Origin of the sequence: Chryseobacterium sp. SN22 (assembly GCF_008329705.1) — a bacterium.
In the GTDB taxonomy this organism is placed as follows: domain Bacteria; phylum Bacteroidota; class Bacteroidia; order Flavobacteriales; family Weeksellaceae; genus Chryseobacterium.
The window spans coordinates 117594-144119 of record NZ_VTSX01000006.1; the positions used below are offsets into that span (position 1 = coordinate 117594).

Annotated in this window: 22 protein-coding genes and 1 pseudogene; 17 read left to right on the forward strand and 6 right to left on the reverse strand. The window is 41.5% G+C overall.

The annotated features are described in order from the left end of the window. Positions 1–52 precede the first annotated feature (52 nt). On the forward strand, positions 53–730 hold the full coding sequence (locus FY557_RS05520; protein WP_149246291.1) for a hypothetical protein: 678 nt from the start codon (positions 53–55) through the stop codon (positions 728–730). 108 nt (positions 731–838) lie between these two features. On the opposite strand, the gene FY557_RS05525 is transcribed toward FY557_RS05520, so the two are convergent. Continuing rightward, positions 839–1501: a S24 family peptidase gene (locus FY557_RS05525; protein ID WP_149246292.1), complete on the reverse strand. Its 663-nt coding sequence runs from the start codon at positions 1499–1501 to the stop codon at positions 839–841. A 694-nt stretch (positions 1502–2195) separates the two neighbouring features. On the opposite strand from FY557_RS05525, the gene FY557_RS20070 reads away from it, so the two are divergent. From FY557_RS20070 to FY557_RS05550, 7 genes are all read left to right on the forward strand, one after another. Continuing rightward, entirely contained in the window at positions 2196–2354 is a 159-nt protein-coding gene (locus FY557_RS20070) for a hypothetical protein (RefSeq protein ID WP_185151661.1), read from the forward strand. A 548-nt stretch (positions 2355–2902) separates the two neighbouring features. Beyond that, positions 2903–3061, forward strand: a complete 159-nt coding sequence (locus tag FY557_RS20075) for a hypothetical protein (RefSeq protein ID WP_185151662.1) — start codon at positions 2903–2905, stop codon at positions 3059–3061. 32 nt (positions 3062–3093) lie between these two features. Continuing rightward, positions 3094–3471, forward strand: a complete 378-nt coding sequence (locus FY557_RS05530; protein WP_149246293.1) for a hypothetical protein — start codon at positions 3094–3096, stop codon at positions 3469–3471. A 20-nt stretch (positions 3472–3491) separates the two neighbouring features. Beyond that, complete coding sequence (locus FY557_RS05535) at positions 3492–4136, forward strand: N-acetylmuramoyl-L-alanine amidase (RefSeq protein WP_149246294.1); 645 nt, start codon at positions 3492–3494, stop codon at positions 4134–4136. A gap of 731 nt (positions 4137–4867) precedes the next feature. Continuing rightward, on the forward strand, positions 4868–9058 hold the full coding sequence (locus tag FY557_RS05540; protein ID WP_149246295.1) for a hypothetical protein: 4191 nt from the start codon (positions 4868–4870) through the stop codon (positions 9056–9058). 4 nt (positions 9059–9062) lie between these two features. Next, positions 9063–9704 (forward strand): hypothetical protein, encoded by a 642-nt coding sequence (locus FY557_RS05545; RefSeq protein WP_149246296.1) that lies wholly within the window; start codon positions 9063–9065, stop codon positions 9702–9704. A gap of 99 nt (positions 9705–9803) precedes the next feature. Further along, positions 9804–10445, forward strand: a complete 642-nt coding sequence (locus tag FY557_RS05550) for a hypothetical protein (protein WP_149246297.1) — start codon at positions 9804–9806, stop codon at positions 10443–10445. A gap of 58 nt (positions 10446–10503) precedes the next feature. Here FY557_RS05550 and FY557_RS05555 read toward each other — a convergent pair whose 3' ends face one another. Further along, positions 10504–10794 carry a hypothetical protein gene (locus tag FY557_RS05555; RefSeq protein WP_149246298.1) on the reverse strand — a complete coding sequence of 97 codons (291 nt, stop codon included), beginning with the start codon at positions 10792–10794 and terminating at the stop codon, positions 10504–10506. 16 nt (positions 10795–10810) lie between these two features. Next, positions 10811–11056 carry a hypothetical protein gene (locus FY557_RS05560; protein ID WP_149246299.1) on the reverse strand — a complete coding sequence of 82 codons (246 nt, stop codon included), beginning with the start codon at positions 11054–11056 and terminating at the stop codon, positions 10811–10813. 415 nt (positions 11057–11471) lie between these two features. Here FY557_RS05560 and FY557_RS05565 point away from each other — a divergent pair, with 415 nt between their 5' ends. Next, on the forward strand, positions 11472–13337 hold the full coding sequence (locus FY557_RS05565; protein WP_149246300.1) for a hypothetical protein: 1866 nt from the start codon (positions 11472–11474) through the stop codon (positions 13335–13337). 51 nt (positions 13338–13388) lie between these two features. Next, positions 13389–14705: an ATP-binding protein gene (locus FY557_RS05570; protein ID WP_149246301.1), complete on the forward strand. Its 1317-nt coding sequence runs from the start codon at positions 13389–13391 to the stop codon at positions 14703–14705. Between the two features lie 173 nt (positions 14706–14878). On the opposite strand, the pseudogene FY557_RS05575 reads toward FY557_RS05570, so the two are convergent. Next, positions 14879–15589, reverse strand: a pseudogene (locus FY557_RS05575) (DUF1826 domain-containing protein). A gap of 415 nt (positions 15590–16004) precedes the next feature. Between FY557_RS05575 and fdhD the strand changes: the two are divergent. The 3 genes from fdhD to FY557_RS05590 all read left to right on the forward strand — a co-directional run bounded on the left by fdhD (position 16005) and on the right by FY557_RS05590 (position 19787). Further along, positions 16005–16877, forward strand: a complete 873-nt coding sequence (fdhD, locus tag FY557_RS05580) for a formate dehydrogenase accessory sulfurtransferase FdhD (RefSeq protein ID WP_149246302.1) — start codon at positions 16005–16007, stop codon at positions 16875–16877. A gap of 144 nt (positions 16878–17021) precedes the next feature. Beyond that, positions 17022–17372: a DUF7009 family protein gene (locus tag FY557_RS05585; protein WP_149246303.1), complete on the forward strand. Its 351-nt coding sequence runs from the start codon at positions 17022–17024 to the stop codon at positions 17370–17372. 21 nt (positions 17373–17393) lie between these two features. Further along, positions 17394–19787 (forward strand): FdhF/YdeP family oxidoreductase, encoded by a 2394-nt coding sequence (locus FY557_RS05590; protein ID WP_149246304.1) that lies wholly within the window; start codon positions 17394–17396, stop codon positions 19785–19787. A gap of 180 nt (positions 19788–19967) precedes the next feature. On the opposite strand, the gene FY557_RS05595 is transcribed toward FY557_RS05590, so the two are convergent. Next, positions 19968–20579, reverse strand: a complete 612-nt coding sequence (locus FY557_RS05595) for an NTP transferase domain-containing protein (RefSeq protein ID WP_149246305.1) — start codon at positions 20577–20579, stop codon at positions 19968–19970. A 306-nt stretch (positions 20580–20885) separates the two neighbouring features. Between FY557_RS05595 and FY557_RS05600 the strand changes: the two genes are divergently transcribed. The 4 genes from FY557_RS05600 to FY557_RS05615 all read left to right on the forward strand — a co-directional run bounded on the left by FY557_RS05600 (position 20886) and on the right by FY557_RS05615 (position 24938). Then, positions 20886–21617: a fatty acid desaturase gene (locus FY557_RS05600; protein WP_149246306.1), complete on the forward strand. Its 732-nt coding sequence runs from the start codon at positions 20886–20888 to the stop codon at positions 21615–21617. A gap of 893 nt (positions 21618–22510) precedes the next feature. Further along, on the forward strand, positions 22511–22888 hold the full coding sequence (locus tag FY557_RS05605; RefSeq protein ID WP_149246307.1) for a hypothetical protein: 378 nt from the start codon (positions 22511–22513) through the stop codon (positions 22886–22888). A gap of 764 nt (positions 22889–23652) precedes the next feature. Further along, a complete protein-coding gene (gene gntA / locus FY557_RS05610; protein WP_149246308.1) occupies positions 23653–24342 on the forward strand; it encodes a guanitoxin biosynthesis heme-dependent pre-guanitoxin N-hydroxylase GntA in 690 nt (229 codons plus the stop codon). Next, complete coding sequence (locus FY557_RS05615; RefSeq protein WP_149246309.1) at positions 24342–24938, forward strand: DUF1989 domain-containing protein; 597 nt, start codon at positions 24342–24344, stop codon at positions 24936–24938. The genes gntA and FY557_RS05615 overlap by 1 nt, the downstream gene beginning before the upstream one ends. 536 nt (positions 24939–25474) lie before the next feature. Here FY557_RS05615 and FY557_RS05620 read toward each other — a convergent pair. Further along, positions 25475–26392 (reverse strand): universal stress protein, encoded by a 918-nt coding sequence (locus tag FY557_RS05620; RefSeq protein ID WP_149246310.1) that lies wholly within the window; start codon positions 26390–26392, stop codon positions 25475–25477. Positions 26393–26526 lie beyond the last annotated feature (134 nt).

The following is a 26526-nucleotide window of genomic DNA, read 5'->3' on the forward strand; positions in this document are numbered from 1 at the left end:
GCGCTGCCCTCCGGTAATTATTAAAATAATATTAACGATAAAAAATAATACAATGGCAGCAGCACAATGCGAGATTTTATTTAAAATAGATTACACTTCCTCTGTGCCGGTAACAAGTGCAAATTCAAGCGCATCTTACAGGATTGTCGGACCGGGATACCCTACCAGCACCATTACTGTGGATCCGGATGCTGTGATAGCGCTTCCGCAAATCCAGGCTCCCGGCAATTATGATCTGGAAGTGGAACTTACCGTCGGAGGCGTAACGGCTACCGCTTCAGAACCCTTTAAAATAGGGGATTGTACAGGGGAAAAGAGAACCGTATTTTATAATCACGCCAAAAATATTCGTCAGGGAAATGATCAGAACAGTGAAGTTGAATTTTCAATCAAAAAAAACGGAGTAAGAATGGTGATGAGTGATACCCCGAATATAGATTATAATAATCCGATTGAAAAATGGCGATTTTTTGAAGCCAAAGTCGGTGATTATATTGAATTTACAACCGTTTTGACAAAAAGCGGGACCGACGGCAAAACAGGAGGAAGTATGTATACCTGCAGTACTACAGGTATAAACGGTACAGTAAACGGAACAGCCCCTACCGCATCAGGCCTGAAAGTACTGAATTCCCAGCCGATAGGGCCGGCTTCCGGAACCGTAAGAATTTTCGCTTTCCAAGTAGAATCGAAAGTAAATTATGCATTAGGAACAGATTTCTTTCAGTAAATACTGTTTAATAATGACAGGATGCCCTGATCATTTTAGGGATGTTTAAAACCGATAAAATCCTCAATCAAATTGAGGATTTTTATTCACCTGAAAACAGCGGCGGGATTATCGCCTGTTGTTTTTTCTTCTGGTACTGATGATATTGAACAGTTTTGCGACATCATCCAGGTGGATTTCAAAGTCATCATAATATTCATTCAGGGAATGAAGGGTGATGATGCCTTTCTCGACATCGTGTTTGATGATGCGCTTGACCAGGATCCCTTTTTCTTTGTGTACGATCACAAAATCCCATTTGTCATAATGCAGCCTGCTCATCCAGTAATCCTGACGGATGTTCCGGCATAAAATAATATCGCCTTCCAGATAGCTTTCGTAAGAGCCGTCATCCATACTGTCTCCTTTTACTTCAAAGCACATATATTCGCCGCGGTGTTCCACATCATCAGTAAAAGGGATCACCGGAAGGCTTTCCATATATTCTTCGTCCGCAAACCCGTTCAGGTAACCGGCCTGCGCATACTGGTTCGCCAGCGGGACATACATTACTTTTAGCTCCGAAAACACGACAGGGGATGCACTGTTTTTCGTTTTGCGTTCTTGTTCTTCCAACAGGTTCTTTACGAAATAAGCCGTTGTTTCCGGTATTTTCCGTTCGCCTTTTTCCCAGTACTGCACCGCTCTTGTGCCGACTCCAATTGCTTCTGCAATTTCCGCCTGCTTCATATTGAGTTTCTTCCTGATCTGTTTGAATTCTAAATGAGTCATTTTGATACGTTTATCATTATTTATAAAAAAAGACGCAAAATATTTCTTTTTTTATTTCATAAATACGAACATTGTTCGTATATTTGTCTCGCTAATAAGAAATAACAGCACAAATATACAGAATTATATTGATAGTTTTATATTGTTTTGATAATTAATTCCTTTATTTAAGCCTGAAAGAGAATGATAATCAAAAAATTAAGATTAAACTTATTACCCGATATATTTGCAGCCGGAATTTAATTTTTGTTTCAGACGGTACCCTGTAAAACAAAAAAGCAATATAAAAAAAGTAAAAAGTGCGGTTTTAAAGCCCTGTTAAATTATTTTGTTCGTATTTGGATGAAGCCCTGTAAGAGAGGTTTCCCGGGTACTTAAAAGAACAGCCGGCTCCGATGCTTCACTTATTGAACGAACGTAATAAACTGTCAAAGTGTTTATGAACATCCATTTCTTAAACATTAGCAGGTTTATCGGTTAGAGCGGAAATTCAGAAAAAAACGGCCGGCCATTTTGGCCAGAACCCCTGGCCGGCTTCTGAAAATCAAAACAAACCAAATTTATCTCATCAGATATCCTCCGGAGGCTGGAACATCAGCCTTTGCAGATCTTTTACGCATCTATTTCAATATAAAAAACGATAGAGAACAGGCCGGATGATAATAAAAAAAATTAACTTTTAACCTTAAAGAAAATGAAACGAAGTAAAGAATTAACAGAAAAAAGAAAAGATTTTGTCACCGATTATGTAAAACGCAATCAGGACAAACAGATGAAAGTCATTGTAACAGAACTCACGGAAATGCTGTTTTTATCGGAAAGGACAATTTACAATATCATCGTCCAGGATTAAGCAGGTTTTCATAGTATAAATAATTAAAAATAATGAAATCGCTTCACGGCCGGAATTCAATAAACCAAATCCGGAAATCATATATCTTAAACCGAGAATCCTTTCCGGCTATTGAAGCGATATCTGCATCCATCCATCTCCCGGTTCCTTACATAAGCTGGTAAACGAAACGCCTTTGGCTGCTATTAAAATAATTTTCCGCTGTAATCATCAGCGCTGAGCCTTATAAGAGCATCAGTGATCCTTCCTTTTAAGCCGAACAAAGGCCGTTTCGTTTATTTCTATTGATATCAACGCACAATGGGCAGAATAGACCGCCAGGTAATTGCGCTGCTCCGTCCGGGATCCGATCCCGTACCAAACAATTAAAGGTTGTAACCCGACATCTCTCCCAAATTTAAATTGCCGTTATCTTACGAAGGTAATCCCCGTTTTTCTTTTGGTCTGTTGCTGTTAGGTAAAAGGCTTTAAAAATCTCCTGTGCTTTATGACAGGAACATCGATCCGATTGGGTAAAAACAATAACCACCATATCCATTTTAATAACCATGAAAAAGAGAAAGAACAAAAAGAATAAAGAAAAACTGCAGAAGCCCCGTAAAGATATCAGTGAACTGATCGACGAGCTTGCCTATATCAACGAAGGTGAAAATATCCTGAACAGCAAAAAATTTTTAGACGGTCTCTACATGCTTGAGCATGAATGAACCTCCGGAAATGCTAAAAAATATAGGAAAGAATGAGTTTGGATAGTATAAAAGCCCTTTTTATCGGAACTGCCATTGCATTCTCCGGAGGATTATTAAGGGTATTGATCTCGATACAGAATAAAGAGAAGAAACAGCTCTGGGAACACTTCGTCACACTCGCTATTGTGATGATCGTCGGGTTCACCATGAGCTATGTGATGAGCAGGGCAGACCTTCACAACAAATGGTATTCCACAGGCATATTGTTTGTACTCGGCTACGGGTACGATAAATTCCTGAAGATGATTACCACCAATCTGCCGGAATGGATCGAAAGAGCGGTAAGCCTGTACATCGAAGGACGGTACGGCGTGAAGACAACGCGGCCGGCTGCCGGTGAAGAAGAAAAAAAAGACGATCCCGTTTAAAATAAATTAATAATAAAATCATGAACATCATCAATCACAGTTTCCCCGAAAACCAGTATTACCGGGAAGCCACCGCAAAGAAAGGCATCGTACTGCACCATACGGTGTCGGGAGATTCGGTGGAAGGGGACATCAACTGGTGGAAATCCACGTTCGAACGGGTGGCGACGCCCATCATCATTGCCCGGGACGGCGGGATCCACCAGCTGTTTTCATCCAAATACTGGGCGCATCACCTCGGGATTAAAAAAGCGCATTTCGCACAATTCGGGCTTGCGGAAATGAACACCCAAAGGAATAAGGAATTCATTGGCGTGGAGCTCGACAGCTGGGGAGGCCTGACCTTGAAGGATTCAAAATATTACTCGTTCTCCGGGCAGGAAGTCGCTGCGAAAAATGTGGTGAAATATGAAAAAGAATTCAGAGGTTACCGGTTTTATGAGAAGTATACCGATGCCCAGATTGCTTCCCTGAAAGAACTTCTGGTCTACTGGGGCAGGCAGTACGGCATTTCCCTGAAATACAAAGGAAAGGTCATGTTTGAGTTTAATAAAAGGGCACTGGGCGGCGAAAGCGGCATCTGGGCGCATGTCTCCTTCAGGCCCGATAAGTCGGATGTCCACCCGCAGCCGGAGCTGATCCGGATGCTTGAATCACTGATCTAACGTGAACTCGAAGCAGATACAGGTTGATATGCCGGATATTTCGTCAATCAGGACTGAAGACCGGCTGACCTGTCAAATGATCCTGTTGCATTCCGTCAAAAATGAATTGATTTAAATGTCCTTGCTATTTTTGTGATTTTAGGTTTTTTATTTCTTAAGTTGACCTGATTTAGGCTGTAAAAAACCTGTATTCAGTATTTTAATTAATTGTAAAATAAAAATAATGCTGATTCAGTAAGTATGTTAAATAAAAATACTCTAGGATAGAATGACAAAAGATCCAAGCTAATCATCAGGACCTGTGACCTATTCTGAAAAGAAAAACTTCCGGCATCTCTTCTTCCGGCCTGTTCATCCGAATCCCGCTTCGGGTTCACGTTAGATAATTGAAAACAAATTAAATAAGATCGAATTCGGATCAATATAAAGCGGTCCGCGGAAATGCTCACTGCAACTACAGAACCATAGCGGCAAAAAGCTGGCGGTTCCCGCGGAAAAGTACGAAATTTAACCCTGAAAACTAAACATGAGAACGAGGCCCGGAGCGGGCAGGCACGCGTGTTTCTCATCACAAAGCCGATACCGCTCCGGGTTTATTTTTTAAACCCCTTCATAAAAAGTCCCTCAACCGCAAGTCCGGTGTTCCGGATCCTGAAGGCAGCCTGTAAAGCACGGCCACGGTATTTTACAGGTATTTTAACCCAAATTTAAAATTAAAAAACATCCAATCCATGGAAGCAGCACAACCTCTACATAAAGGCAGCAGTAATCCTCACGGCCCGGGCAAAAAACACAAGCCCGAAAAGCCGGTGGTCATTCCCCTGCCGGTAACCGAAGTTGCCAATTTACAAACCCAGAAACCGGAAAGCACCGCCGTAACGGCCGGATCGGCCAACCCTTATTCCAACAGGATGAACCTGAACGGAACCATCGCCCCGGTTCACGGTTCAAGAACCATTTACGACAAGGGCGCCGAAATCCGGTACGGTAAGTTTCAGGAAAGCCTGGCAGAAACCGGAGATATCAACCACCCCGATACCCAAAAGCTCGAAAAAAGCTACATCGCCACCTTGAGCATCAGCCAGATCCGGGATTACCGCAACCTGAAAAACGGGACGTACCTGCCGAAGACCATGGAGGAGCAGGCGGCGGCTTACCAGGCGGGTAAAAAAACATTGGATACCAATGCGCAGGCAAAGCCTTTACAGCAAAAAGAAATACTGGGTAAAGCCAATATGGTGTCAGTAAATCAGAAAAAAGAGGAGCCGGTTGCAATTAAAAAACCTCAGATTGCTCCGGTATTATCTGATCTAAGCAACAATTCAAAAAGGACTGCGGATCAAAACGAAAATTTTTATTTACAAAATAATGTAAAGGATGAAAAAAAATCCGGCCACAAAAAATCAAATATAAATACGAAAGGAGAAAAAGAAGCAAAAGTTGTCGTTCCGGCTGCTATTAAACCTGTTGTTATGCCGAGAATGGATAAGGCTGTTGACAGCGAACAGGCTGAAATAGCTCCGGATGCACAAACTACCCTCAATATAGGAGGTCTTGTTGCAGCGGCCCAGGAATTCAGGGATCAGGGAGTAGAAGCAAGGTCACAGGTAAAATCCCAGAAAGAAGCAGCAAAAGGGCTGAAAAGCAAAATCAGGGAAGTTGAAAAAGCAATCCGGAAATCAGATGACGACCTTCAAAAATCGGAAGACAGCGTACAGGCTAAAGAGCATCTGGTGAATAAACTGGAAAAAGGACTCGAAACCTCGGTAAAACGACAGCAAAAAGTAGAGCAGGAAGTAGTAACCTATCGCGAAGAATACCAGAAAAATAAAACCAAAGCAAGCGATTTAAATAAAGAAGCCAACGATTTATTAGGCGGATCGCAGAAACATCAGGATCCTGAGAATGCAGATTCCGGAAAGCTTACTCAAAAATTAAAAGAACTAAATACCAATGCAGGCACAATCAATCAGGCCGTATCCCAATCAGGAAATACCGTTCAGAAATTAACCCAGGAAGCCCAACAGGCTAAAGCGAAAAATGCGGCAATGCAAAAAGATGCATTATCTTCGAAAGAATCTCTGAGGAAATCAAAGGCAAAACTGGCCGCAGATACCAAAAAGAACAGCGAGGCAAAAAGTGATTTAATAAAGCTGAATCCAAAATTAAAAGATGCCGAATCTCAAAGTAAAAAATTAAACAAAGAGGCCGATTCTTTATTACAGGATTCTTATAGTATCGAACTTGAAGTGATAAAAGCTCAAAATGCCTACTACCAAAACATGGCTACCATTGAGGGACGGAATAGTTTAACACAAAAAGAAAAAGATAAAATTCAGCAGACACCTAAAGATCTTAATCCGTCAGAACGCCTGTTGATGGATTTTGCCCAGTTAAAAACGCAGGATGAGCAGGTCGCATTTCTCCGGACATTAAACCCGGCCGAACAAAATCTGTTAAAAGATAAATTTGAGCAGATAACCGCCAATTATGATAGTGATCAGTCGGAACAGCAAACTTCAATCGATGAAAATGTTGAAAGCATAAGAAATGCACAGATAGAAAACTTTAACAACAAACGGAAAGACGCTTTACAAAAACCAATGAATCTGGTTACCAAAAACCTGAACAAGATTACCGGTTTAAAAAGACTCTGGATGTCTATTACCATTGCTTTCTCGGGAATCTGGAACGATATCACATCCATTACATGGTCTGATGTGGGGAAATTCATCAACTCGATTATTAATCCTTTAGAATGGTATAATTCTATTTCAAATTCAGTACAAGGAATTTGGAACGATCTTACGAATTGGAAGGGATTCTCCCGGGATCCGGTGGGAATGATTCTTCAGAAAGCCGCCGGAATTGCCAACAAAGTACTGGCCATTGCTGGTGTAATTACGGGAATATTGGGTATTTTAACATTAGCGGCTGCCGTAGGATCGATCTTCACTTTAGGAGGTTTGGCACCGTTAGCGGCCTGGCTGGGAGGAGCTACCATAACCATGGGAACCATCACCTTCTGGATCGGAGCAATCGCACTGGGGCTGAATATACTCAATGGAATTAAAAATATTTATGATATTCATACGGCAAAAACAGCTGAAGTTTTATTTAAAAATTCCGGTGAGCTGAAAAGTGATATTACCAATTCCGGAATGGCTATTTTCGCAATAATTGGTGGAAAAGCCTCGCAAAAAGGAGGTGCTTCCATAAAAAATCTGGCAAAAACAAATCCGAAAACTTTTGGCAAACGGATGTTTATTAATGTGAAAAACGGGTTGAAAGCAAAAATTGTTTCCATCCCTCGCAAGATAACCTCTGTTTTCAAAAAAGAAACCTGGATGAAAGCGGCGCAGAGTTTTAAGGCGGCTTATAAGAAGGCACAGGAATGGGTGACTGAACCGTTCAGAAAAAAGACTGCGACACCGAAAAACCGTAATTTAAACCAGCTTCCTTTTGAAGAGCAGACGGTTCCGGACAGAATGCGTGAGCAGCCTTTTGCAAAGGATAAAGGCAAAGCCAACATTCAGGAAGAGAATGTGAAGCCGGCTCAGGCAAAAGAAAATACATTTGAAGAAAGCGTATTCAGGCAGGATAACACTCCTTATTCTCCTAAAGGATCAAAAGAAGGAAGAATTAAATCTCATATTAAGGAAGAAGGTAATCTAACGCCTGCTGATAAAAACGGCAGTGCTACTGTTTCGGACCATGTAAGAGGAAGCGAACCGATGAAAAGCAAGAGTCCTTACACTTCGTTCTCCGAAGAAGGTCCGGGTATTGGCAAAACGTATGGTGACAATGTGATTGAAGTGGACATCAAAAGACTGGAAGCAGACATTGCTGCAGGTAAAATAAGTGAAGTAGAGGTTTTAAGACCTGAAAAAGTACAGGCAGAACTGCAAACCAAAATAGATCAGGCGATGAAAAGATTTGAGGAAAATCCAACGCCTAAAAATCAAAAAAGAGTGGATGATGCTGTAAGAGATCTTAACAATAGTGTTCGGGATAAGGAAATTTTAATTAAAGGCGAAATTCCTTCTGAATATTTTAAAGTGAAAGCTACCGGAAAGCATGAAAGCCAAGGAGTAATGACCACAAAAATAAACGAGAGCACTCAGTCATTTGGAAATAAGAAATCAAATGGATTAAAAAGTAAAGAACAAAATAGCAAAATTAGCTCATCACAAAACCGTACATTTGATGAAAGCTTAGGACCGTTGGCTCATCAAGAAACTCAATGGATAAATGAAAACAGCCACTGGAGAGAAAGTAATTATGGACCAAAACCCGGTTTACCTGTTACAGAACAAACCATAGCTACAGGTACGGTTCAAATGGAACTACATCCTAATTTTAATAATTTAGTAAGTGAAATGGAAGAATTGGGATACAAAGTTACTATTATAGAACAAGATTTTGGTAATATAAAAATTGATCCTCATGTAAAAGTAATTGAAATTATCAATAAAAAAGGAGAATTTTTATATTTTGAAAAAGAAGTTACTTTGCTAAAAGGGATGGATTACGAAACTGCTATACACGAATATGGACATGTAAAACAATTAATAAAATTAGAAAAGGAAGGTATAAAATTAGCCACTGAGAAAGGTTTTTACCGAGATAATGGCACTTTTGTAAAAACTTATGATGGCAATTCTAAAATTTGGAGTGCTATTGAATACCATAATAGGCTAATTGATTTGAAGAGATTACAAGATTTGAAGTCTGCTGGTGTTAAAATTCCCGAAATTTTAATGGAACAGACTAAAATGGGGGTTGCTGAATATCAGAGTCAATTTACTAAAAGCTTAGGAAATCCAAAGTATGGTATGGAATCAAGAATTAAAGTACTTAAAAGTGATATTGGTTCTATATATGATGAAATTTTACAATTAGAACAGAAATATAAATATTAGAATTATGAAAAATTATAAAAAAGAGTTTAATTATATCTTATATTATTCCGATAGTAAAAATGAACAGGATGATTTGCATTATTATGCAGAAGATTTTGGACACGAAAAAATGCGAGGTATTTTTAAGTTAACTTTAGGTCTTCATTTTCCGGAAATCTTATTTTTACCAAAAATTGAAAATCTACATGAAGCATGGCCTCCCCATTTTGATTATCGTGCAATGCAATCAACAAAAGATATTTGTATAGGTTTGCTTTACGGGGCACCATATACTGTTTTACCTTATAATGAATGGGCAGGAACAGTTAGGACAATAGAACCACAGGTCAAAAATGCAATTGTTCAATCTGATTCCGAATCTGCGTTTACAGATAAAAGTACGCTCTTTTTTATTAGCGAGGAAGAATATGAAATCTATAAGCTTGAAGCCCAAAATATACATCAGCTAAATCTCTTGGAAGAATACAGAGAATATGAAACTATTAGTAAAACACGTACGGAAGATTTAGAAAAATTTATGAAAGTACCCGTGTTTATAAAAGAAAAGATAATACCTTACCTAAATGATCGTGATCTATACAGCATCAGTCGCAAAAAGGATGAAAACGGTAAGATTATTTTTACTCAAACCATAGGAAGCAAATAAAAATACTGTCATATTCCTTTTCGAAAATAAAGACAATTGGATTAAGGAGTAATTATAAGAAACAGAACATTAAATATTATACTATTTAAACCCAATCACATGAACAAAGAAATACATGAGCTTCTTTACCACTATAATGAAGAAGGACAGGAAGGATACGATCTCAACGAAGTGCAGCTCCTTGAAGAAAGGGATGCTGAAAGAACTGAAAAACTAAAATTACTGCTTCACAATGAAAATCGGTATATTGCTTATCAGGCAATGCTTATTTTACTCGCCTGGGCAGAGCTGGAAGGATTTAAACAGCTTGATGAGTTCATCTCAGAAAAATGGGCTGAGAAAGAAACTTTTGAGCCCCACAGAATACACGGTGAAGATAATGTGTACGATGTCATTGCAAATGCCTTATATATTGCCGCACTCAATGGAAAACCGGAAGAGGAACTTTATCCTTATATTAAACATTTCCTGAAAATATACGGTAATCAATTTTTTGAATCCAACCTGAAAGATTTTCTTTTAAAGAAAAATTGCAGACTCCTTCTGAAAGAAATAGAGCAGGCAATACATGATGCTTTACAAAATAACAGGTACTATCAGGCCAGTCAATTGTTTCCGGTACTTGTCCATTATGACAAAGGTATTTTTAATCAATACATTGATATTTTTAATAGGCTGGTAAATCAGGATAATAGAATTATCTATAATATTGAAGAAGCAAAAAAGAACCTTATAGCTTGAGAAAACTATTTGAATGTTAAAAAGCCCGGACTTTAAAATCCGGGCTTTATCATTCTATTTATTTCTGGACTTTATTAAACGACGAATAATAGTCAAAAATCGTAAATTTTTCAAATGTTTCTGACTTTCCTATCGTGTATTCGGTATTGCCGTAAATTTTGGAGAAATCCAAAATAAAGAATTTTTTTTCTGGACTGTTATAAATTATTTTGATCGGGCTGATAGCAGCTATTTCGGTTTCGTAGGTGAACAGCAGGGTCTTGTTGTCCAGGCTGTATACCTTGCAGTGGTAAATTCGGGCATTCAGTTTACGGTCTACCTTATTGCCGTTGCATTTGGCTTTATACATCAGTTATGGCTTGCTGCTAAGGGTGATAAATACATTTCCGTTTTTTATAATTTTCGTCAAATTTCAAATCGACGGCTTCATTAATTTGATGGATCATATCGCGGAATCCCTTTTCTTCCGGAATTACATGAACTTTAGCGTCAGCAGGCATTTCGGTGGGTCCGGATCCGGTCGGGGCCGCCGGTTTCTTTTTCTGTGCGCTGATACTAAGTCCCGAGAATAACATCACCGCCCCAGCCAAAATTAATTTTGAATGTTTCATGATTTTTTTGCAATGTTAAATAATTATTCCGGAGCAAAAATTAAACTGGTGAAAGTTTAGTCATTTACGGAAATACCCTCGTCATATAACTTGATGCTCATATCTTATATACTGAAGTAAGATTCATATCCAATCCGGCAAAAATCTAGCGATGCATCTTTCATTTCCATAACATACTGCAGCTACTGAATGCTACAGGCCGAAAGCTTGGGTAAGAACAGAAAAAACAGGAATTTTGAACGCTGAAATTAACGAGAGAATCATCTGATTGTGAAACGATAAACTTACTGAAGCTACAGCAAGAAGCCGGCGAAAAAATTTTACAGAAATAAAGAAGATGGATTTAAACTTAATAGATGAACCGATTGAATCCGAATAAAGCATGCCTAACACAAGGAGTTAAAAATAAAATATTATGGAAAACAACAAACTATCTACACGACAGGAGCTGAAAAGCTACTTTGAAACAGATAAGTATCCTACCCAAAGCCAGTTTGCAGGTCTTATCGATGCTTACTGGCATAAAGAGGACAATATCCCGAAAGAGAAGATTGCAGGTCTAGAGAATCTATCGATAAACTATGCGCTGAAGTGGTCACCTACAGACCGGAAACTTTCGCTCGCCGATTCTAAAGGAGCATTGGTCTCGGAGATTTCTTTACAGACCCTGGATGATGAAGGGACGGATCTAAGATACAATTCCGAAACCGCTTCACTGGAACTTTACAATGCCGACAACAAGCTGCTGGACAGCATTCCGGTAAATGATTTTGTAATGAACGTAGGCAAGCAGTTAGTCTTAAATTCCAATACTTTACAACTGAAAGACAGCCGGGGAACCGTATTGTCAAGCATCTCTTTTACAGTATCCAATATCGGCGGACTGCAGGCATTGCTGGATAATAAAGTGGAGAAAACAACAACGATAGGTACTGCTTATCCCCTGCAGGGCGGCGGTAATTTATCCGCAGACAAATCGCTCAGCATTCTGCAGGCCAATAAAGATACGGCGGGATATGTAAGCAGTGCAGACTGGAATACTTTCAACAACAAACTGGATAAACCTTCCATGGCCACAAACCATCTGGCAAAATGGAGCGGATCGGCATTGGTCAACAGCATGCTTCAGGATAACGGCACGAGCATGGGAATCGGAAGCAATAATTACAGTAATATCGTATGGTCGGTTGATTCTACAACCAAAGCAGCCCTTGTTGCACCGAGAATGACCCAGGCACAGCGTCTTGCGATTTCTCTTAATGCAACACAGACCGGGGCTATGGTATATCAGACAGACGCTTCTGCAGGGTACTATCTATGGAACGGAAGTTCATGGCAGTCTTTGGGAGGCGCCAACATCGCTACAGCCGATCTGACGAATACGCAGGCAAGGGTTTTTACCCAGAATGCCAATTTTACCTGGGATACTTCAGGCAATTCTTATTACCTGAAAGGCCTTACCGATATCGGTAATAATTTAAAGGATTACCCAAAAGTCCTTAAGCTTAACCCCACAACAAAACAGGTCGTCGAAGGGGATGCCTTAGTAATCTCAATATCGGATACCTTACCGAATCCCGCTACTCCTGCCTCACAAACTTTAAATATCGTTCACACGTACACCAACAGTCCGACAGCATTGGATACCAATGTAAAGGAATTAAATGATTTTATTATGAATATAGGAAATTTAGAATTTACTCACTTAACAATAAATGATTGGAACATAATCAATGCAAAAGGTAATAATGTTTCTTATGCGGATCATAACTCCGGTATTGTATTAAAATGTGATAATCCAGGAGCGTTTAATAACAGGCAGATAATGGCCTGCGCTTATCCCAACTTAATATTACCCAATGACAAAAACTGGGTATTTATAATAGGATGTACTGTTGGAGTTTCCTATACTTCTTACATGGGAATAGTAGGTATGGGTATTAGTAGTGCTAAAACTAATGTAGGAATGTTACAAGGTTTTTTATCTTCTTTATCTGCTGGATGGGATCAATACAACAGTTTAAATTTTATTGAAAATAATGATGGTACTACTCCTTCCGAAAATGCATTTGCTAAAGTAGTTAACAATACTTTAATATTTACAAAAGTAGGTAATATACTTAACACTACTGTAAGAAGTGGTAATTATTATAAATCTCTAAATACGGATATTACTGGAGTCAATTCGTTTAAACCATTATTAAATTTGGCTAAAAGAAACTGGAATGATCCTACTAATTCTTGTACGTCTGATTTTGGTATGTATTATCTGGAGCCTTAAATAAAATTCTTAATAAAAAATTATTCTTAAACTCCCTCAAAAATAAGCCCCATGGCCTCAGAACAATTACAAAAACTATTTACCCATTTAGAAGAAATTATAACCTGGCGGATAAAAAATCCTTCGGAAGATTTTAATGCAGGAGCACCGAAATTTAGCATAAATGATCACGAAGGCTTTCCGTTGGGAAATTACATTTCAGCGGCTGAGCTTACCCATCAGGAAGTGGTGCTTCTGCTGATGGCTTTATTGCCCAGGCTTGATCCGGCTTTGCTCAAGCGTATTTATCTGGAATATTCCGATGATACCTTCTTTGATTTTTGCATTCTTAATGATAACGGACGGCTTTTTTATCCGACCGTCCAGGCCGTTCAGTATATTCTGGGAGGCGACAGGATCTCGGAACGGTTGACTGCCTTAGACTATTTCAATCCGGATTCAGCGTTAGTCAGACAGGAGGTGGTTATTGTTTCAGTCTCAGGCCACGAACACCTGCCTGCCAACAGCCTCATTAGTGTTCATCAGGAATTTTTCAATACCATGATTCTCGGACGTGAACTCCTGCCGAAGATGAGCGGAGATTTTCCTGCAGAACAGCTGCACACGCGCCGGTCCTGGAGTGATCTTATATTGCCTCAGGATACCTTGGACGAACTTCAAAGCATCGAATCCTGGTACACCAACAGCCGGATCCTGATGGAAGAATGGGACATGCAGAAAAAGCTGAAGCCCGGCTTCCGCGTCCTGTTTTACGGAGATCCGGGAACAGGGAAGACCCTTGCCGCCAGCCTTCTGGGAAAATATACCGGGCGTCCGGTATTCAGAGTCGACGTTTCGATGCTGGTTTCCAAGTACATCGGCGAAACGGAAAAACAGCTGTCCAAATTATTCGAAAAAGCCGAAAATAAAAACTGGATCCTCTTCTTTGATGAAGCGGATGCGATCTTCGGAAAACGGACCAATGTCCGGGATGCCCACGATAAATACGCCAATCAGGAAGTCTCTTACCTGCTGCAGCGGATCGAAACTTTTTCGGGACTGATTATCCTCGCCTCCAACTTTAAAAACAATATGGATCAGGCTTTCACCAGGCGGTTCCACAGCTGCATCAAATTCAGCAACCCCAAACATGAGGAACGACTGCGCATCTGGCAGCAGAATTTGCCTCAGCAGTTGCAGCTAGAAGACATCAACCTGGAACACATCGCCAGAAGATATGAACTTACCGGCTCCAATATCATGAATGTGATACAGGATGTAAGCCTAAAAGCCATTTCCTCTGAGGAACCCGATTACAAAGTTGATCTCGATATGTTACTGGAAAGCATCAAAAAAGAATATGTAAAAGAAGATAAAATATTTATTTAAAAATGAATTGATTATAACTGATTATTCAACCCTATTAAACCCATACGGCATCATCCTGATGCTGTTTTTTTTTGTTATAGAAACTTTTAAGTAGAGTATGCTGATTAATTTGTTTTCATTAAAATATTTCAGTCGAAAATTTTTAATCAGGCAATTAAATAAACCTGCCTTTTTCAGCAAATCAGCAGCAGCCGGTATTCTCCCTCGTTTTCCACCGGAGCCCGATGCACACAGGGTAAAACCGTCTGATCCGGATGGTCTACGGCCAGCCGCCAAAGGTGTCCGTTTCCGAGATCGGTAGGTCGTGCCCCGGGATTCGGCTCATAATGAAGATCGAAAAAACAATCTTTTAAAAAATCTTCAAATTCCGTTTCCGGACCGTCGTGCAGTTCCTTCAGCTTTTCACGGATTTCCGGGACCAGGATTTTCTGCGTCACCTGATCGTTGGGAATAATATCACTGGCAGCCCCGAAATACGTACACAAAAACGTATCCGTCCCGATGGGTGAACGGTCCACATGATACGAATAGACATCTGTAGAGAAAAAATCCAGCTCGTCGTCCCGTTCATAGCATTTTAATACATTAAGGGATGGCAGTGCCCCGAAATCGGCTAATTGTTTCAGGTCATTCAGAATAATTTCTCTCGCGGCATTCCCTTCATCCGAAAGTTCCAAAGAAAGAAGGTCATCGGCGGAGATTTCGGTAATATCTTCTTTTAATTGGATTTTCTATACAATCTCCTCAAAATTTCCTGCTAAATTCCTTTTCCAGCATAAGGCATTTACTATTCCCTGAAACGCTGTCTCAACAAGCTCGGAAAAATTGTAAACTGTCCCAACCTGTGGATTATCGGAAAATGAAGGATCAGAAAGAAATGCCATATTTTAAAATTATCTGCAAAGATAACAAAAGACCGTCTGCTGTCATTGCTATTAATAGTATAAACTCAATGTATGGATTAATTTAAAGAAGTGTAATGGTTAAGCGGCGACTCAGACCAGAATCAGATGCAGTCTGATTCTAAAAACATGCAATTTCAAGTCCGGCAATGGCAACCTATCGGATCACATTCATTTTCACCCACCTATGATTTCAGTCATAAAAATCGTATATTTACTTATGTGGTATTAAGATTGATGAGTATAGCATGTTTATATTACTTGAGGATAAAATTTAAGCATTTTATTAAAACTGTCACTCATGTAAAAGGTATTGATCTTTCACTGAACCTGACTGAACAGCATAAACAAATCATAGAAATAAAGCTCACAATGAATATTTTCCAAATCCTTTAATATGAAAACCGGCATCTTAGAACATCAATCCGTACAGAAAATAGAAATGATCAGGGTAAAAGACCGTCAGTCCTTCCCCTGTACCGATGAGGTTTCGGTAGAGGAACCGCTGGAGATCAGAATTTCATACGGCCTGGAAGGGCAGGAACATATCCGGAATATTTCCGTGACCATGCGCACACCGGGGAACGATGCTGAGCTGGCTGCAGGATTTCTGTTTACGGAAGGGATTATTTCAGGTTCGCACCAGATCAAAGAAGTAAACCATTTACAGGCGGCCTGCTCCGTAAACAGTGGAAATGTAATCACGGTTAAGCTTTCCGACGGATTTTTTCCGGAGTTAATGAATGCCGACCGGAATTTTTATACCACCTCAAGCTGCGGCGTCTGTGGGAAAGGTTCCATTGAATCGATCAAGACCGTCAGCCCTTTTCAGAATATAGAGAAAAAGCAACAAACGGTTTCATTGGAGACAATTTACCAGTTAGGCGAAAAACTGCGGGTTTTTCAGAACAACTTCAGTGCAACCGGCGGCATTCACGCTTCCGGGCTTTTTGATAATGAAGGAAACCTGTTGGGTTTGCGGGAAGATGTAGGACGGCATAATGCGTTGGATAAATTGATCGGCAATACTTTGCTCGCCGGGCAACTGCCCCTTCAGGGCCGGATCCTGGTACTCAGCGGAAGAGCAAGCTTTGAGCTGATCCAGAAAGCTGCAATGGCAGGAATTTCAGTCGTAGCAGCAATCGGTGCTCCGTCGAGCCTGGCAGTAGACCTCGCAAAAGAATTTGACATGACCTTACTGGGATTCCTTAGAGACAACCGGTTCAATATATATCATAAAAGCAGCCAAATTGAAATTATAATGGAATAAAGAAATTAAACGCCCGCTTCATTCGGTCAGCTTGCTGATCACCACTTTGCTTCGAAAATATACAGTGAAATAAAATAAAACTTTGCGTTAAAAATTAAAGCAGATAAATCAAACATCAGATATAAAACTGAAATAAAAAATTTAATGAAAATAAGAATAAAAGACAACAGCATACGTTTTCGTCTTACCCAATCCGAAGTAGCTGAACTCGGTTCGACCGGAATGATTTCCGGCTGTACGGAATTTCCGGGCCAGACCTTCACTTATGCCCTTGAAAGAACGGAAGACCAGGCACTTTCCGCAGCATTTGACGGCAGCAGGATGGTGATCGGGATGCCGGCAGGTATGGTGGAAGAATGGACCTCTACCGACCGGATCGGTTTCGAAGAACAGGCCGGAAAATTGAAAATATTGGTCGAAAAGGATTTTGTCTGCCTGGACAATACTTTGGAAGATCAGAGCGACAACTACCCGAATCCGAATACCAAATGCTGATTCCACCCTAATCATAACAATATGGAAAACAATAATTTAAATAAAAAGAAAAATTCAGATCACTCACCTGCTGCCCAGCCGCCTTACCGCTTGGCAGAATTGAAACTTGATGCTCCTGAAAACTGGGCGGCAGGAGTGCCGGCCGTAATGCATTCCATACAGCAGCTCGTACGGGACGCTGCAACATTGCGCGGTGGAAGAGCACTTTTCAGCATGAACCAGTTTGATGGGTTCGACTGTCCCAGCTGTGCCTGGCCGGATCCCGATCACGACCGGTCACCGATAGCAGAATACTGTGAGAACGGAGCCAAAGCCCTGGCTGAAGAAGCCACTTCCAAAAAGATCGGCGCGGACTTCTTCAGGGAAAATTCAGTTTATGATCTGTCGAAGATGACGGATTACCAGATCAGCCAGCTGGGAAGGATTGCCGAACCGATGTACCTTCCGGAAGGCGGGACGCATTATCAGCCGATCAGTTGGGATGATGCTTTCGCTAAAATTGCTGAACAGCTAAATGGTCTGGATTCTCCTGATGAAGCCATGTTTTATACTTCCGGAAGAACCAGCAATGAAGCCACCTGGGTATATCAGCTTTTCGGCCGCGAATTCGGGACCAACAATTTCCCCGACTGTTCCAATATGTGCCATGAGACTTCCGGCTATGCGCTGACCCGCTCAATCGGCTTTGGCAAAGGTTCGGTAAAGCTGGAAGACTTATATGAATCCGACCTCATTATCATCATGGGCCAGAATCCGGGAACCAATTCCCCGAGGATGCTTTCGGCATTGACCAAAGGAAAGAAAAACGGGGCGAAGATTATGGCGATTAATCCGCTTCCTGAAGCCGGACTTATGGGATTCAGGGATCCGCAGAAACCTTTGGCCCTTATCAGTAAGCCTTTCGAACTGTCAGATCTTTATCTGCCGGTAAAAATTAACGGCGATATGGCTCTGCTGAAAGCTTTACAGATCCTGCTTTTAGAGGAAGAAGAAAAAAATCCCGGAAAAGTTCTCGACCATTCTTTTATTGCAGAAAAAACGGCAGGCTTTGAAGCATTGACCCAGGAACTGAAAAGATACGACCTCGGATTCCTGGCTGAAGAATGCGGAATTCCGATTGAAAAGCTGAAAGAAGCCGCACAGATGATCGCCCAAAGAAAACGGATCATCATCTGTTGGGGAATGGGCATTACCCAGCAGCACAACGGCGTCGATATGATCTACAATATCGTCAACCTGTTGCTGATGAAAGGAAGCATCGGCATCAAAGGCGGCGGTGTCTGCCCGGTCCGCGGTCACAGCAATGTACAGGGTAACCGGACATTACTCGTAAACCACAAACCTACCGGCGAGCAGCTGGATGCCCTGGAAAAATTTTACGGATTCAAGCCGCCGAGAGAGGGTGGATACGATGTGGTGAAAGCCATTAAAGCCATGCACGACGGGAAAGTGAAGTTCATGTTCTGCATGGGCGGAAACCTTTTATCTGCTGCACCAGACACCACCTACACGGCAGAGGCGATGCGCAAGCTCGAAATGTCCGTAATGGTATCCACCAAGCTCAACCGCGGCCACCTGATCCATGGGAAAGAGGCCCTGATCTTACCGGTAATTTCCCGAAGCGAAAAGGACATCGTCAACGGGGAATTGCAGCACATCAGCACCGAGAATTCCATGGGCGTGGTGGAATGGTCGAGAGGCGTTTTGGAGCCTGTTTCGGAACATCTGATGAACGAAATCCATGTCGCCTGCAGGATGGCAAAAGCCGTATTGGGAGACCGCTCCGTCATCGACTGGGACCGGTTCATGAACAGCTACGATGCCATCCGTGACGACGTTTCCCAATGTATTCCCGGATTCGAAAATTACAATGAAAGAGTCGTACAAAAAGGAGGCTTCTACCTTCCGAATGCGCCGCGTGACGGAAAGTTCAGCAGTGAGCATGTTCCGGGAAAAGCCGCATTCAACATCACCCCGGTTCCCGACAATTCTTTGGCAGATGACGAATACCTGATGGCGACTACCCGTACCCACGACCAGTTCAACACCGTGGTTTACGGACTGGACGACCGCTACCGGGGAATCTTCAACGAAAGAAGGATCGTCATGATGAACGAAAAGGATATCGAAAAAGCCGGTCTGAAAGAAGGGGAGAAGGTAGATCTTTTCAATTACGATGACGGCATCGAACGCATTGCGCCCCTGTTCATTGTTGTAAAATATGCCATCCCGCAGAAAAGTACGATGACCTACTTTCCGGAAACCAATGTCCTGGTTTCCATCAACAATGTTGTGGACGGAGCCAATATGCCCGCGTCCAAATATGTCCGCATTAAAATCCGCAAACACGACCCGGAAATTTATCAGAAGATCGACAAGCACATCACCGCTGCCACAGGAACGGCTCAGCAATAGAACAATATTTCGATGCACGGATAGAAGCAATTCTGTCCGTGCATTGATTTTTTTTTTACAAAGTTTCCTTTGAAAAATAACTCGTTACAAAAAAAACAAACCATGTCAGCAGAACCGCTGATAAAGGTAAAGAACAGACACCTGCTTCATTAGCAAAATCTGCGTGCGATCATACCAGATTCACCGGGAATTCTCAATCATCCGCCTAACCTCCGCTGCCTCTTCCTGCGTATTCACATTCCGCAGGACCTGCGGGTCTTCCGGCTTCAGCAGGAAGATATCGCTGTTCATCATAAACTTCCGGGGCGAACGGCTTCCGGTTTGTATAAAATCCAGCAAAAGCGGGAAACTTTTTGGCTCCCAGATCGCAGCCAGAGGTTCCGGTTTGCCGTCTACCGGGCTTTCATAAACCGTGGCCGTCTTTTCAGGATCCCGGAAACGAGTCAGTAATCCCAGTGCTTTTTCATCCAGCAGCGGCATATCACAGGCCACCACCAGCCACGCGGTATCTTTACGCAAATCGAACGCTGATAAGATACCACTAATCGGTCCCATTTCCGTAAATGCATCAGGAAGAACTGAATAACCTGTTCTTATCTTTTCCATCTGCTCGGGACGGCAGGAAATAAAAACTTCACCGCAGAATTGGGCGAGCAGGTCGGCCATGGCATACTGCTGTTCCTTTCCGTGCCAGCAGATCTTTTCCTTGGCGGTTCCCATCCGGGTACTGTTTCCGCCGGCAAGGACAAGACCGTTGAGTAAAGGTAGGATAGGGAAGCTGGAGGAAGTCATTGGATCGGTTTTTTATTTAATTTCTTACTATGCATATCCTTTGCCATTATTGTTTTAACCTGCAAAGCGGCAAATGCCCTTTGTTGTTTCCTGGATTTTGCCGGTAATCTCATCAAAGATAAAAAATTAGGGTCATTCCTGCCGGCTGATTTGAAGGGACTTAGCCGAATGACCATACATGAAAACAGAGCGCGAAAAACTGCGGGACCCGATAAGTCGTATATACAGATAAGCAGCCGGCTTATATTCACTTTCCTCAGCACTGCTTCAGAAATCAATTGTTCAATTTTAATCCACCTCTATCTTATGGCACTATTCATTTTCATCATCATACATTGGTATGCGTCGCTTTTTTTCCAGTCGGTGTTTCATCACCGCTACGCGGCCCATAACCTGTTTACCATGTCGAAATTCTGGGAACGCGTCTTTTACCTGGGCTGCTTCTTCACCCAGGGTTCATCGTACATCAGCGCTTATACCTATGGCCTGATGCACCGTCTGCACCATGCCCACACCGATCAGCCGGAAGATCCCCACTCGCCCCACAACGATCCGAATCCTTTCCTGATGATGTGGACGACGAGAACGAACTATTTCCACCTCTACATCGGAAAAACCGATGCCCCCGAAAAGTACAAAAAGAACCTTCCCGACTGGGAAAGCTTTGATAACTTTGCACACAACTACATTACCCGGATTATCTGGATCGGGGTTTACATCGCCATTTATGCCCTGCTGGCAACGGCATGGTGGCAGTGGTTGTTCCTGCCGGCAACGGTGATCATGGGATCGCTTCAGGGAATGGCCGTCAACTGGTGGGCCCACAAATTCGGGTATGAGAACTATGAAATGACCAATACCTCTAAAAACATCCTGCCGGTCGATTTCCTCTTTTGGGGCGAAGCCTATCACAACAACCACCACAAACATCCCCAAAAACCGAACAACGCCTCCCGCTGGTTCGAATGGGACATGGGCTTCCAGACCATGCGGATGCTTCACAAACTGAGAATCATCCGGATCAGGAATACCGCCTGAGCCTGACTAAAATGACTTCAATCCAATAATTCACAGCAATAAAAATTCCCCTCCTCTGGAGGGGTGGCGAAAATTCCAAAGGAATTTTTGACGGGATGGTTTAAATAAACCTCTGTAGGCAAATAGGTTCGTTCAATCGATGTCATTCCGTAGAAATCAAAGCGTGGATCTTTCCGTAATATTTGCGAATACCCTGTCGGGATTCTTTCGGAAATCGAAAGATTCGACGCAGTCAATTACAAATTAGGCGTTACAATTTTTGAATAAAGCGCCATCATCTGAAAACCTGTGCAGATCCGTGGGATAATTTTTACCACAAACATTTTTAAAAATCTTTGATTTTTAATCTCATGATTATAAGGAACGGCTTTCCGGTGGCCGAGGTTCTCGAAGCCACGCCATCATCCACTAAAAGCGATGCAATCCGTAGGAGGTTTTTAATCACAATAGTCAAAAGATATTGACGCTAATGAAAAAGTTGAATGCTTTACGGTGAACAAGCGCACAAAAGCTTTTAAAAAATCAGAGATTTTTATGTCCTTCGTTGAAAAGAACGGCAACTCCCGATGGCTGAGGTTATTTAAGTGGATCTAACCTCAGTGAACTTTTATAAGTGAAACGGCTTTGTGAAACTTTCTGCGAGTAGCAAGTACATTTCTCCGTGAACTTTGCGTTCATCATTAATTTCAAAGTTTTAAAAATCTTTGATTTTAATCTTATGTGTTCTAAAATATTTTCAAACTATTAAATTTCTTTGTGACTCATGTGCTAAAAACAGGCACCATCATCTGTGAAAATCCGTGCAATCCGTGGGATATCCCACATTTTTAACAGCCTTTAACCTAAGTTTGCACCATTCTTGTAAGAACAGACCCATCACTAAAATATTAATTATGTCAGAAAAAAAATTAGCCGGGATCTGGATGGATACCGAAAAAGCCATTGTCGTTAAAAATCACGATGCGCAGAATGCGTTTAAATTTTTCCTGTGCAGTCCCGTGAAAGCCGAGATCCAGCACGGAAACTCCAGCGAAAACGCCGGCAACAACGCCGAACAGACCAACCGCGTGAAATACTTTAAGGAAATTGAGCACCTGCTGATCAATTCCCAGGAAGTATGCATTATGGGTCCGGGAACCGTCCAGGAAGAATTCAAGCATTACCTGGAAGAAACCCCGCAGTTCAAAAACCTGAAAATCCACCTCGATACCGCCCAGCAGATGAGCGAGGAGCAGGTTCTGGAAAAGGTGAAAGAACATTTCAACGCCTAAAAGAACGTTTAGAAACAGCAAAATAAAACCTCCGGATGTATTGGCATGCGGAGGTTTATTTTATATGCTTATATACCTTTATATTTCCGCCAGAACCCTGAGCTTCTCTTCGGTTAATAATGTTTTTTTTTATTACCAATTCCTATACTAACAGTCAGATCCGCTTTTTCATAAGAAAATCATTTAAGTAGTGCAACTTGTTTTTTTATCGAAATCTATTCAAGCATACAAAAGTTTTTAAAAACCTTAGAAGAGTTTCGTGAATACTTTTTAATAATATAAATAAACCATCAGACAAATCAGAAATTTTTATATGTGCTGATTTAACCGCAATACCGGTGGCTGAACGGAGCCGAAGCCACGCGAACCCAAGCCTGTTCTTGATAAATCAACGATCCGGTATCATTCCCCTCCTCCGGAGGGGTGGCAAAAATTCAGGGAATTTTTTACGGGGGTGGTTTGCTTGTTGCAACTACCCTGGTCACAAGTTCGTAAATATACAGAATACTTTTAAACAACAATAAAGATAGAAATTGTAAACAAGGACGATCAGGGAGCTTTACTTTTGATAGAATAAGTTTAATAATCGGGTATTTTAAGTTTAATATTCAGTTAAACAATGAATTAATGAATTTCGTCTGTATAAATAGGGATACTGATTATCCAGTACCCAGCTTTTTGACAAATATCTTTTGTGATACCACATTATGTCAGTATTGTTGTTTTAGGGCCTCCGGTGGCATGTACTTTGTGTAGTATAAGTCATGACACCATTTCAACAATCACAAAATACAGCCGATGCGCTGCAGGTAAAACATGCGTTTGAGTCGTTTGTGGACGATAAGCTTTTTCCCTGTGTAGCAGCGAAAGCGGCCCTTACGAAAGATCAGATGCAGCTGTTTGTAGCAGGTCACCTGGCGTGTCCGAAAGATGATCGCGCAATTTTAGATTTTATTTATGATTTCGTTGATCAGTATAGAAAAGCTGAAAACCATTTCCATACCGCCTGCGTTATTTTTCCTGAAACGCACGGGATTTCCGAAGAAATTTTCGATCATCTGCTTTGGCAGAGGCTTCAGGCATTGTCCGATATGGATGCACTGGAATATCCTTACGACAGCCGGGTCGATTCAAATCCGTCATCCCCGAATTTCAGCTTCAGCCTGAAAGAGGAAGCGTTCTTTGTGATCGGATTGTCTCCGGGTAGCAGCAGGGACGCAAGACGGTTCCAGTATCCGACTATTGTATTCAATCCCCACGCACAGTTCGAGGAGCTGAGGTCCCTTAAAAGATATGATAAAATGAAGAACATCGTCCGTAAACGGGATGTGGCCCTGAGCGGTTCCATCAATCCGATGCTTCAGGATTTCGGAGATGATTCGGAAGTCTATCAGTACAGCGGAATGAGATATGGCAAAAACTGGGAATGCCCTTATAAATACAACAATAAATAATGAATACAATTCTCCCGCGCAGCGGAACAGCCTTTATGCTGAGAAAAGGCGAACGGCTGAAAATTATCGACATCAAAGGCGAACAGGTTTCAGATTTTACATGCTTCAATCTTGATGATCCGAAAGAATACCTTTCTTCAGGACGTACCATTGATTATGCAGAAACCATTTTCCTGACTACAGGGCATCCTTTTTATTCCAACCGGAGCAATATTATGTTTAATATTATCGAAGACACGGTAGGCCGTCATGATTTCTTACTGACTCCCTGCAGTGCCGATACTTTCCGGATTATTTACGGGGATGAAAATCCTCACCGGGGATGTTTCGGAAATTTGTGTGAAGCACTGGAACCATTCGGTATTGATCCCGATACGATCCCGATCTGCTTTAATGTATTCATGCATGTGGCTGTAGACGGCGAAACCGGTAAAATCAGCGTATTGCCGCCGAAAAGCAAAGAAGGAGATTACATCATCATTGAAGCGGTTATGGATCTGATCGTAGGGATGACGGCCTGCTCAGCAGAAATGTCGAACAACTATTCTTTCAAGCCGATCGGCTATTCCATTCTGAAGAATGAAACTGCAGAATAATAATACTCTTTAATTTTTTTAATATAAATCTGTAAACAGCCTCTATCCTGGAGGCTGTTTTTTGTTTTAAGGGAATAAGCTCAACCTTTGCCCATATATTTTATGGTGAGTGCTTCGGCTCTGGTCAGCCACCAGGATTACTGTTATTGGTATTGAAAAATCTCCTACAGATGGAAAAGATTTTATTAGATTGCGTTTTGTCATCCCATAGGATCCGGATATAGTATTAGAACGCAATATGTAAATTACTCTTACGGAAATCATAGATCGATGCATTCAATGATAAAGTGTATGGATAAGTGCATGTCATTAAAAACTCCGTTTTTTTATAACGTGCTTTAAAATATTTCAAAGTTTGGTTTGGGCAAGCCCGTAATTCGATTTATTTAACCACCACGTCAGTTCAAGTAGTTTTTTACAGCGCAGGAGGAAAATGTATCGAGAACCTTTAATCAGGACATTCGATTTAATCCGGAAACTTCTCGATAAAATTTTTTGAAAACTTAATCGAAATGACGTTCAGGACAAAACAAAAATCATCCCGGGAACGGCAGGGTAATGTCGTAGCCAAGGCCTTCTTCAGGATCTGTTTTGGTACTTGTCTGGTTAGGGTCTTTAAAGAACAGCAAAGGAACCGAAGTCCGGTTAATAATCCGCTTCAGAAAATTTTCCGAAAAAAAGGATTTCCAGTTTTCTTCGTCCTGATAGTTCAGGATAATCAGATCAAATTCGGAATCGTTGGAAACCTTTGAAATTTCCAAAGCTTTATCGTTGCTTACAATAAAGGAGGCATTGTATTCGATATTGCTTTTTCTGAGTTCTTTTCTGAGGCCGATATAAGCTTTCCGGATGTCTGCAAACTGCTGTTCAGGCGAAATTCCCAAAAGGCTGATGGTGCCTTTGTTTTTTTCGGCAATCAGCTTGGAAAGGTCGAACTTTTCATGCAGCTTGTCCAGCACCCTTACAGGCACAAGAATCTTTTTAAAATTCAGCTGATGCGAATCCGCCGGCACCAGCAATACCGAACAGTTGGCAGCGGTAAGAATCTGGTAAGAAGCAGATCCCAGGATCAGTTCTTTAATGCCCTGTTTTCCGGATGCTCCCGTAATGACAAGGTCTACCGATTCTTCCTGTATCGTTTTGTTGATGCTGTTGATCAGCGTATCATTTCCTGTTACTGTAGTACAATCCGTAAAATCATACTGCCGGTGCAGCTGATCTTTAATAAGATTCAGGCTGGCCTCCACCTTTTCGAAATTCTCATCGATGGTCTCTTTACCCACAACCTGTCTTCCGGTCCTGTCGATAATAAAAAAACTGCTGAAGTTATAAAAAAGGATGACCCGGGCATTGTGGCGTTTGGCCATATGAACGGCTACTTTTACGGCCTGGTCGGATCTTGGAGTAAAATCTGTTGCTACTAAAATGGTTTGTATGCTTATAAAATCTTTCATAGTGATCTGGCTGGTTAACCAAGTTACAGATAATTTTAAAGAAAACAGGTATCAACTTAATTAGTGTGGTATCTTTTACCGGCAGTCGGCGCACTGATCTTACCATCTAAACAACTAATTTTTATTAATATTAA

Excerpts from the sequence above, each read along its gene's own strand:
- FY557_RS05520 (WP_149246291.1), top strand. The coding sequence starts at position 53 with ATGGCAGCAGCACAATGCGAGATTTTATTTAAAATAGATTACACTTCC.
- fdhD (WP_149246302.1), top strand. The coding sequence starts at position 16,005 with ATGAAAACCGGCATCTTAGAACATCAATCCGTACAGAAAATAGAAATG.
- FY557_RS20075 (WP_185151662.1), top strand. The coding sequence starts at position 2,903 with ATGAAAAAGAGAAAGAACAAAAAGAATAAAGAAAAACTGCAGAAGCCC.
- FY557_RS05590 (WP_149246304.1), top strand. The coding sequence starts at position 17,394 with ATGGAAAACAATAATTTAAATAAAAAGAAAAATTCAGATCACTCACCT.
- FY557_RS05550 (WP_149246297.1), top strand. The coding sequence starts at position 9,804 with ATGAACAAAGAAATACATGAGCTTCTTTACCACTATAATGAAGAAGGA.
- FY557_RS05605 (WP_149246307.1), top strand. The coding sequence starts at position 22,511 with ATGTCAGAAAAAAAATTAGCCGGGATCTGGATGGATACCGAAAAAGCC.
- FY557_RS05570 (WP_149246301.1), top strand. The coding sequence starts at position 13,389 with ATGGCCTCAGAACAATTACAAAAACTATTTACCCATTTAGAAGAAATT.
- FY557_RS05585 (WP_149246303.1), top strand. The coding sequence starts at position 17,022 with ATGAAAATAAGAATAAAAGACAACAGCATACGTTTTCGTCTTACCCAA.
- FY557_RS05540 (WP_149246295.1), top strand. The coding sequence starts at position 4,868 with ATGGAAGCAGCACAACCTCTACATAAAGGCAGCAGTAATCCTCACGGC.
- FY557_RS05565 (WP_149246300.1), top strand. The coding sequence starts at position 11,472 with ATGGAAAACAACAAACTATCTACACGACAGGAGCTGAAAAGCTACTTT.
- FY557_RS20070 (WP_185151661.1), top strand. The coding sequence starts at position 2,196 with ATGAAACGAAGTAAAGAATTAACAGAAAAAAGAAAAGATTTTGTCACC.
- FY557_RS05535 (WP_149246294.1), top strand. The coding sequence starts at position 3,492 with ATGAACATCATCAATCACAGTTTCCCCGAAAACCAGTATTACCGGGAA.
- FY557_RS05615 (WP_149246309.1), top strand. The coding sequence starts at position 24,342 with ATGAATACAATTCTCCCGCGCAGCGGAACAGCCTTTATGCTGAGAAAA.
- FY557_RS05545 (WP_149246296.1), top strand. The coding sequence starts at position 9,063 with ATGAAAAATTATAAAAAAGAGTTTAATTATATCTTATATTATTCCGAT.
- FY557_RS05560 (WP_149246299.1), bottom strand. The coding sequence starts at position 11,056 with ATGAAACATTCAAAATTAATTTTGGCTGGGGCGGTGATGTTATTCTCG.
- gntA (WP_149246308.1), top strand. The coding sequence starts at position 23,653 with ATGACACCATTTCAACAATCACAAAATACAGCCGATGCGCTGCAGGTA.
- FY557_RS05595 (WP_149246305.1), bottom strand. The coding sequence starts at position 20,579 with ATGACTTCCTCCAGCTTCCCTATCCTACCTTTACTCAACGGTCTTGTC.
- FY557_RS05530 (WP_149246293.1), top strand. The coding sequence starts at position 3,094 with ATGAGTTTGGATAGTATAAAAGCCCTTTTTATCGGAACTGCCATTGCA.
- FY557_RS05555 (WP_149246298.1), bottom strand. The coding sequence starts at position 10,794 with ATGTATAAAGCCAAATGCAACGGCAATAAGGTAGACCGTAAACTGAAT.
- FY557_RS05525 (WP_149246292.1), bottom strand. The coding sequence starts at position 1,501 with ATGACTCATTTAGAATTCAAACAGATCAGGAAGAAACTCAATATGAAG.
- FY557_RS05620 (WP_149246310.1), bottom strand. The coding sequence starts at position 26,392 with ATGAAAGATTTTATAAGCATACAAACCATTTTAGTAGCAACAGATTTT.
- FY557_RS05600 (WP_149246306.1), top strand. The coding sequence starts at position 20,886 with ATGGCACTATTCATTTTCATCATCATACATTGGTATGCGTCGCTTTTT.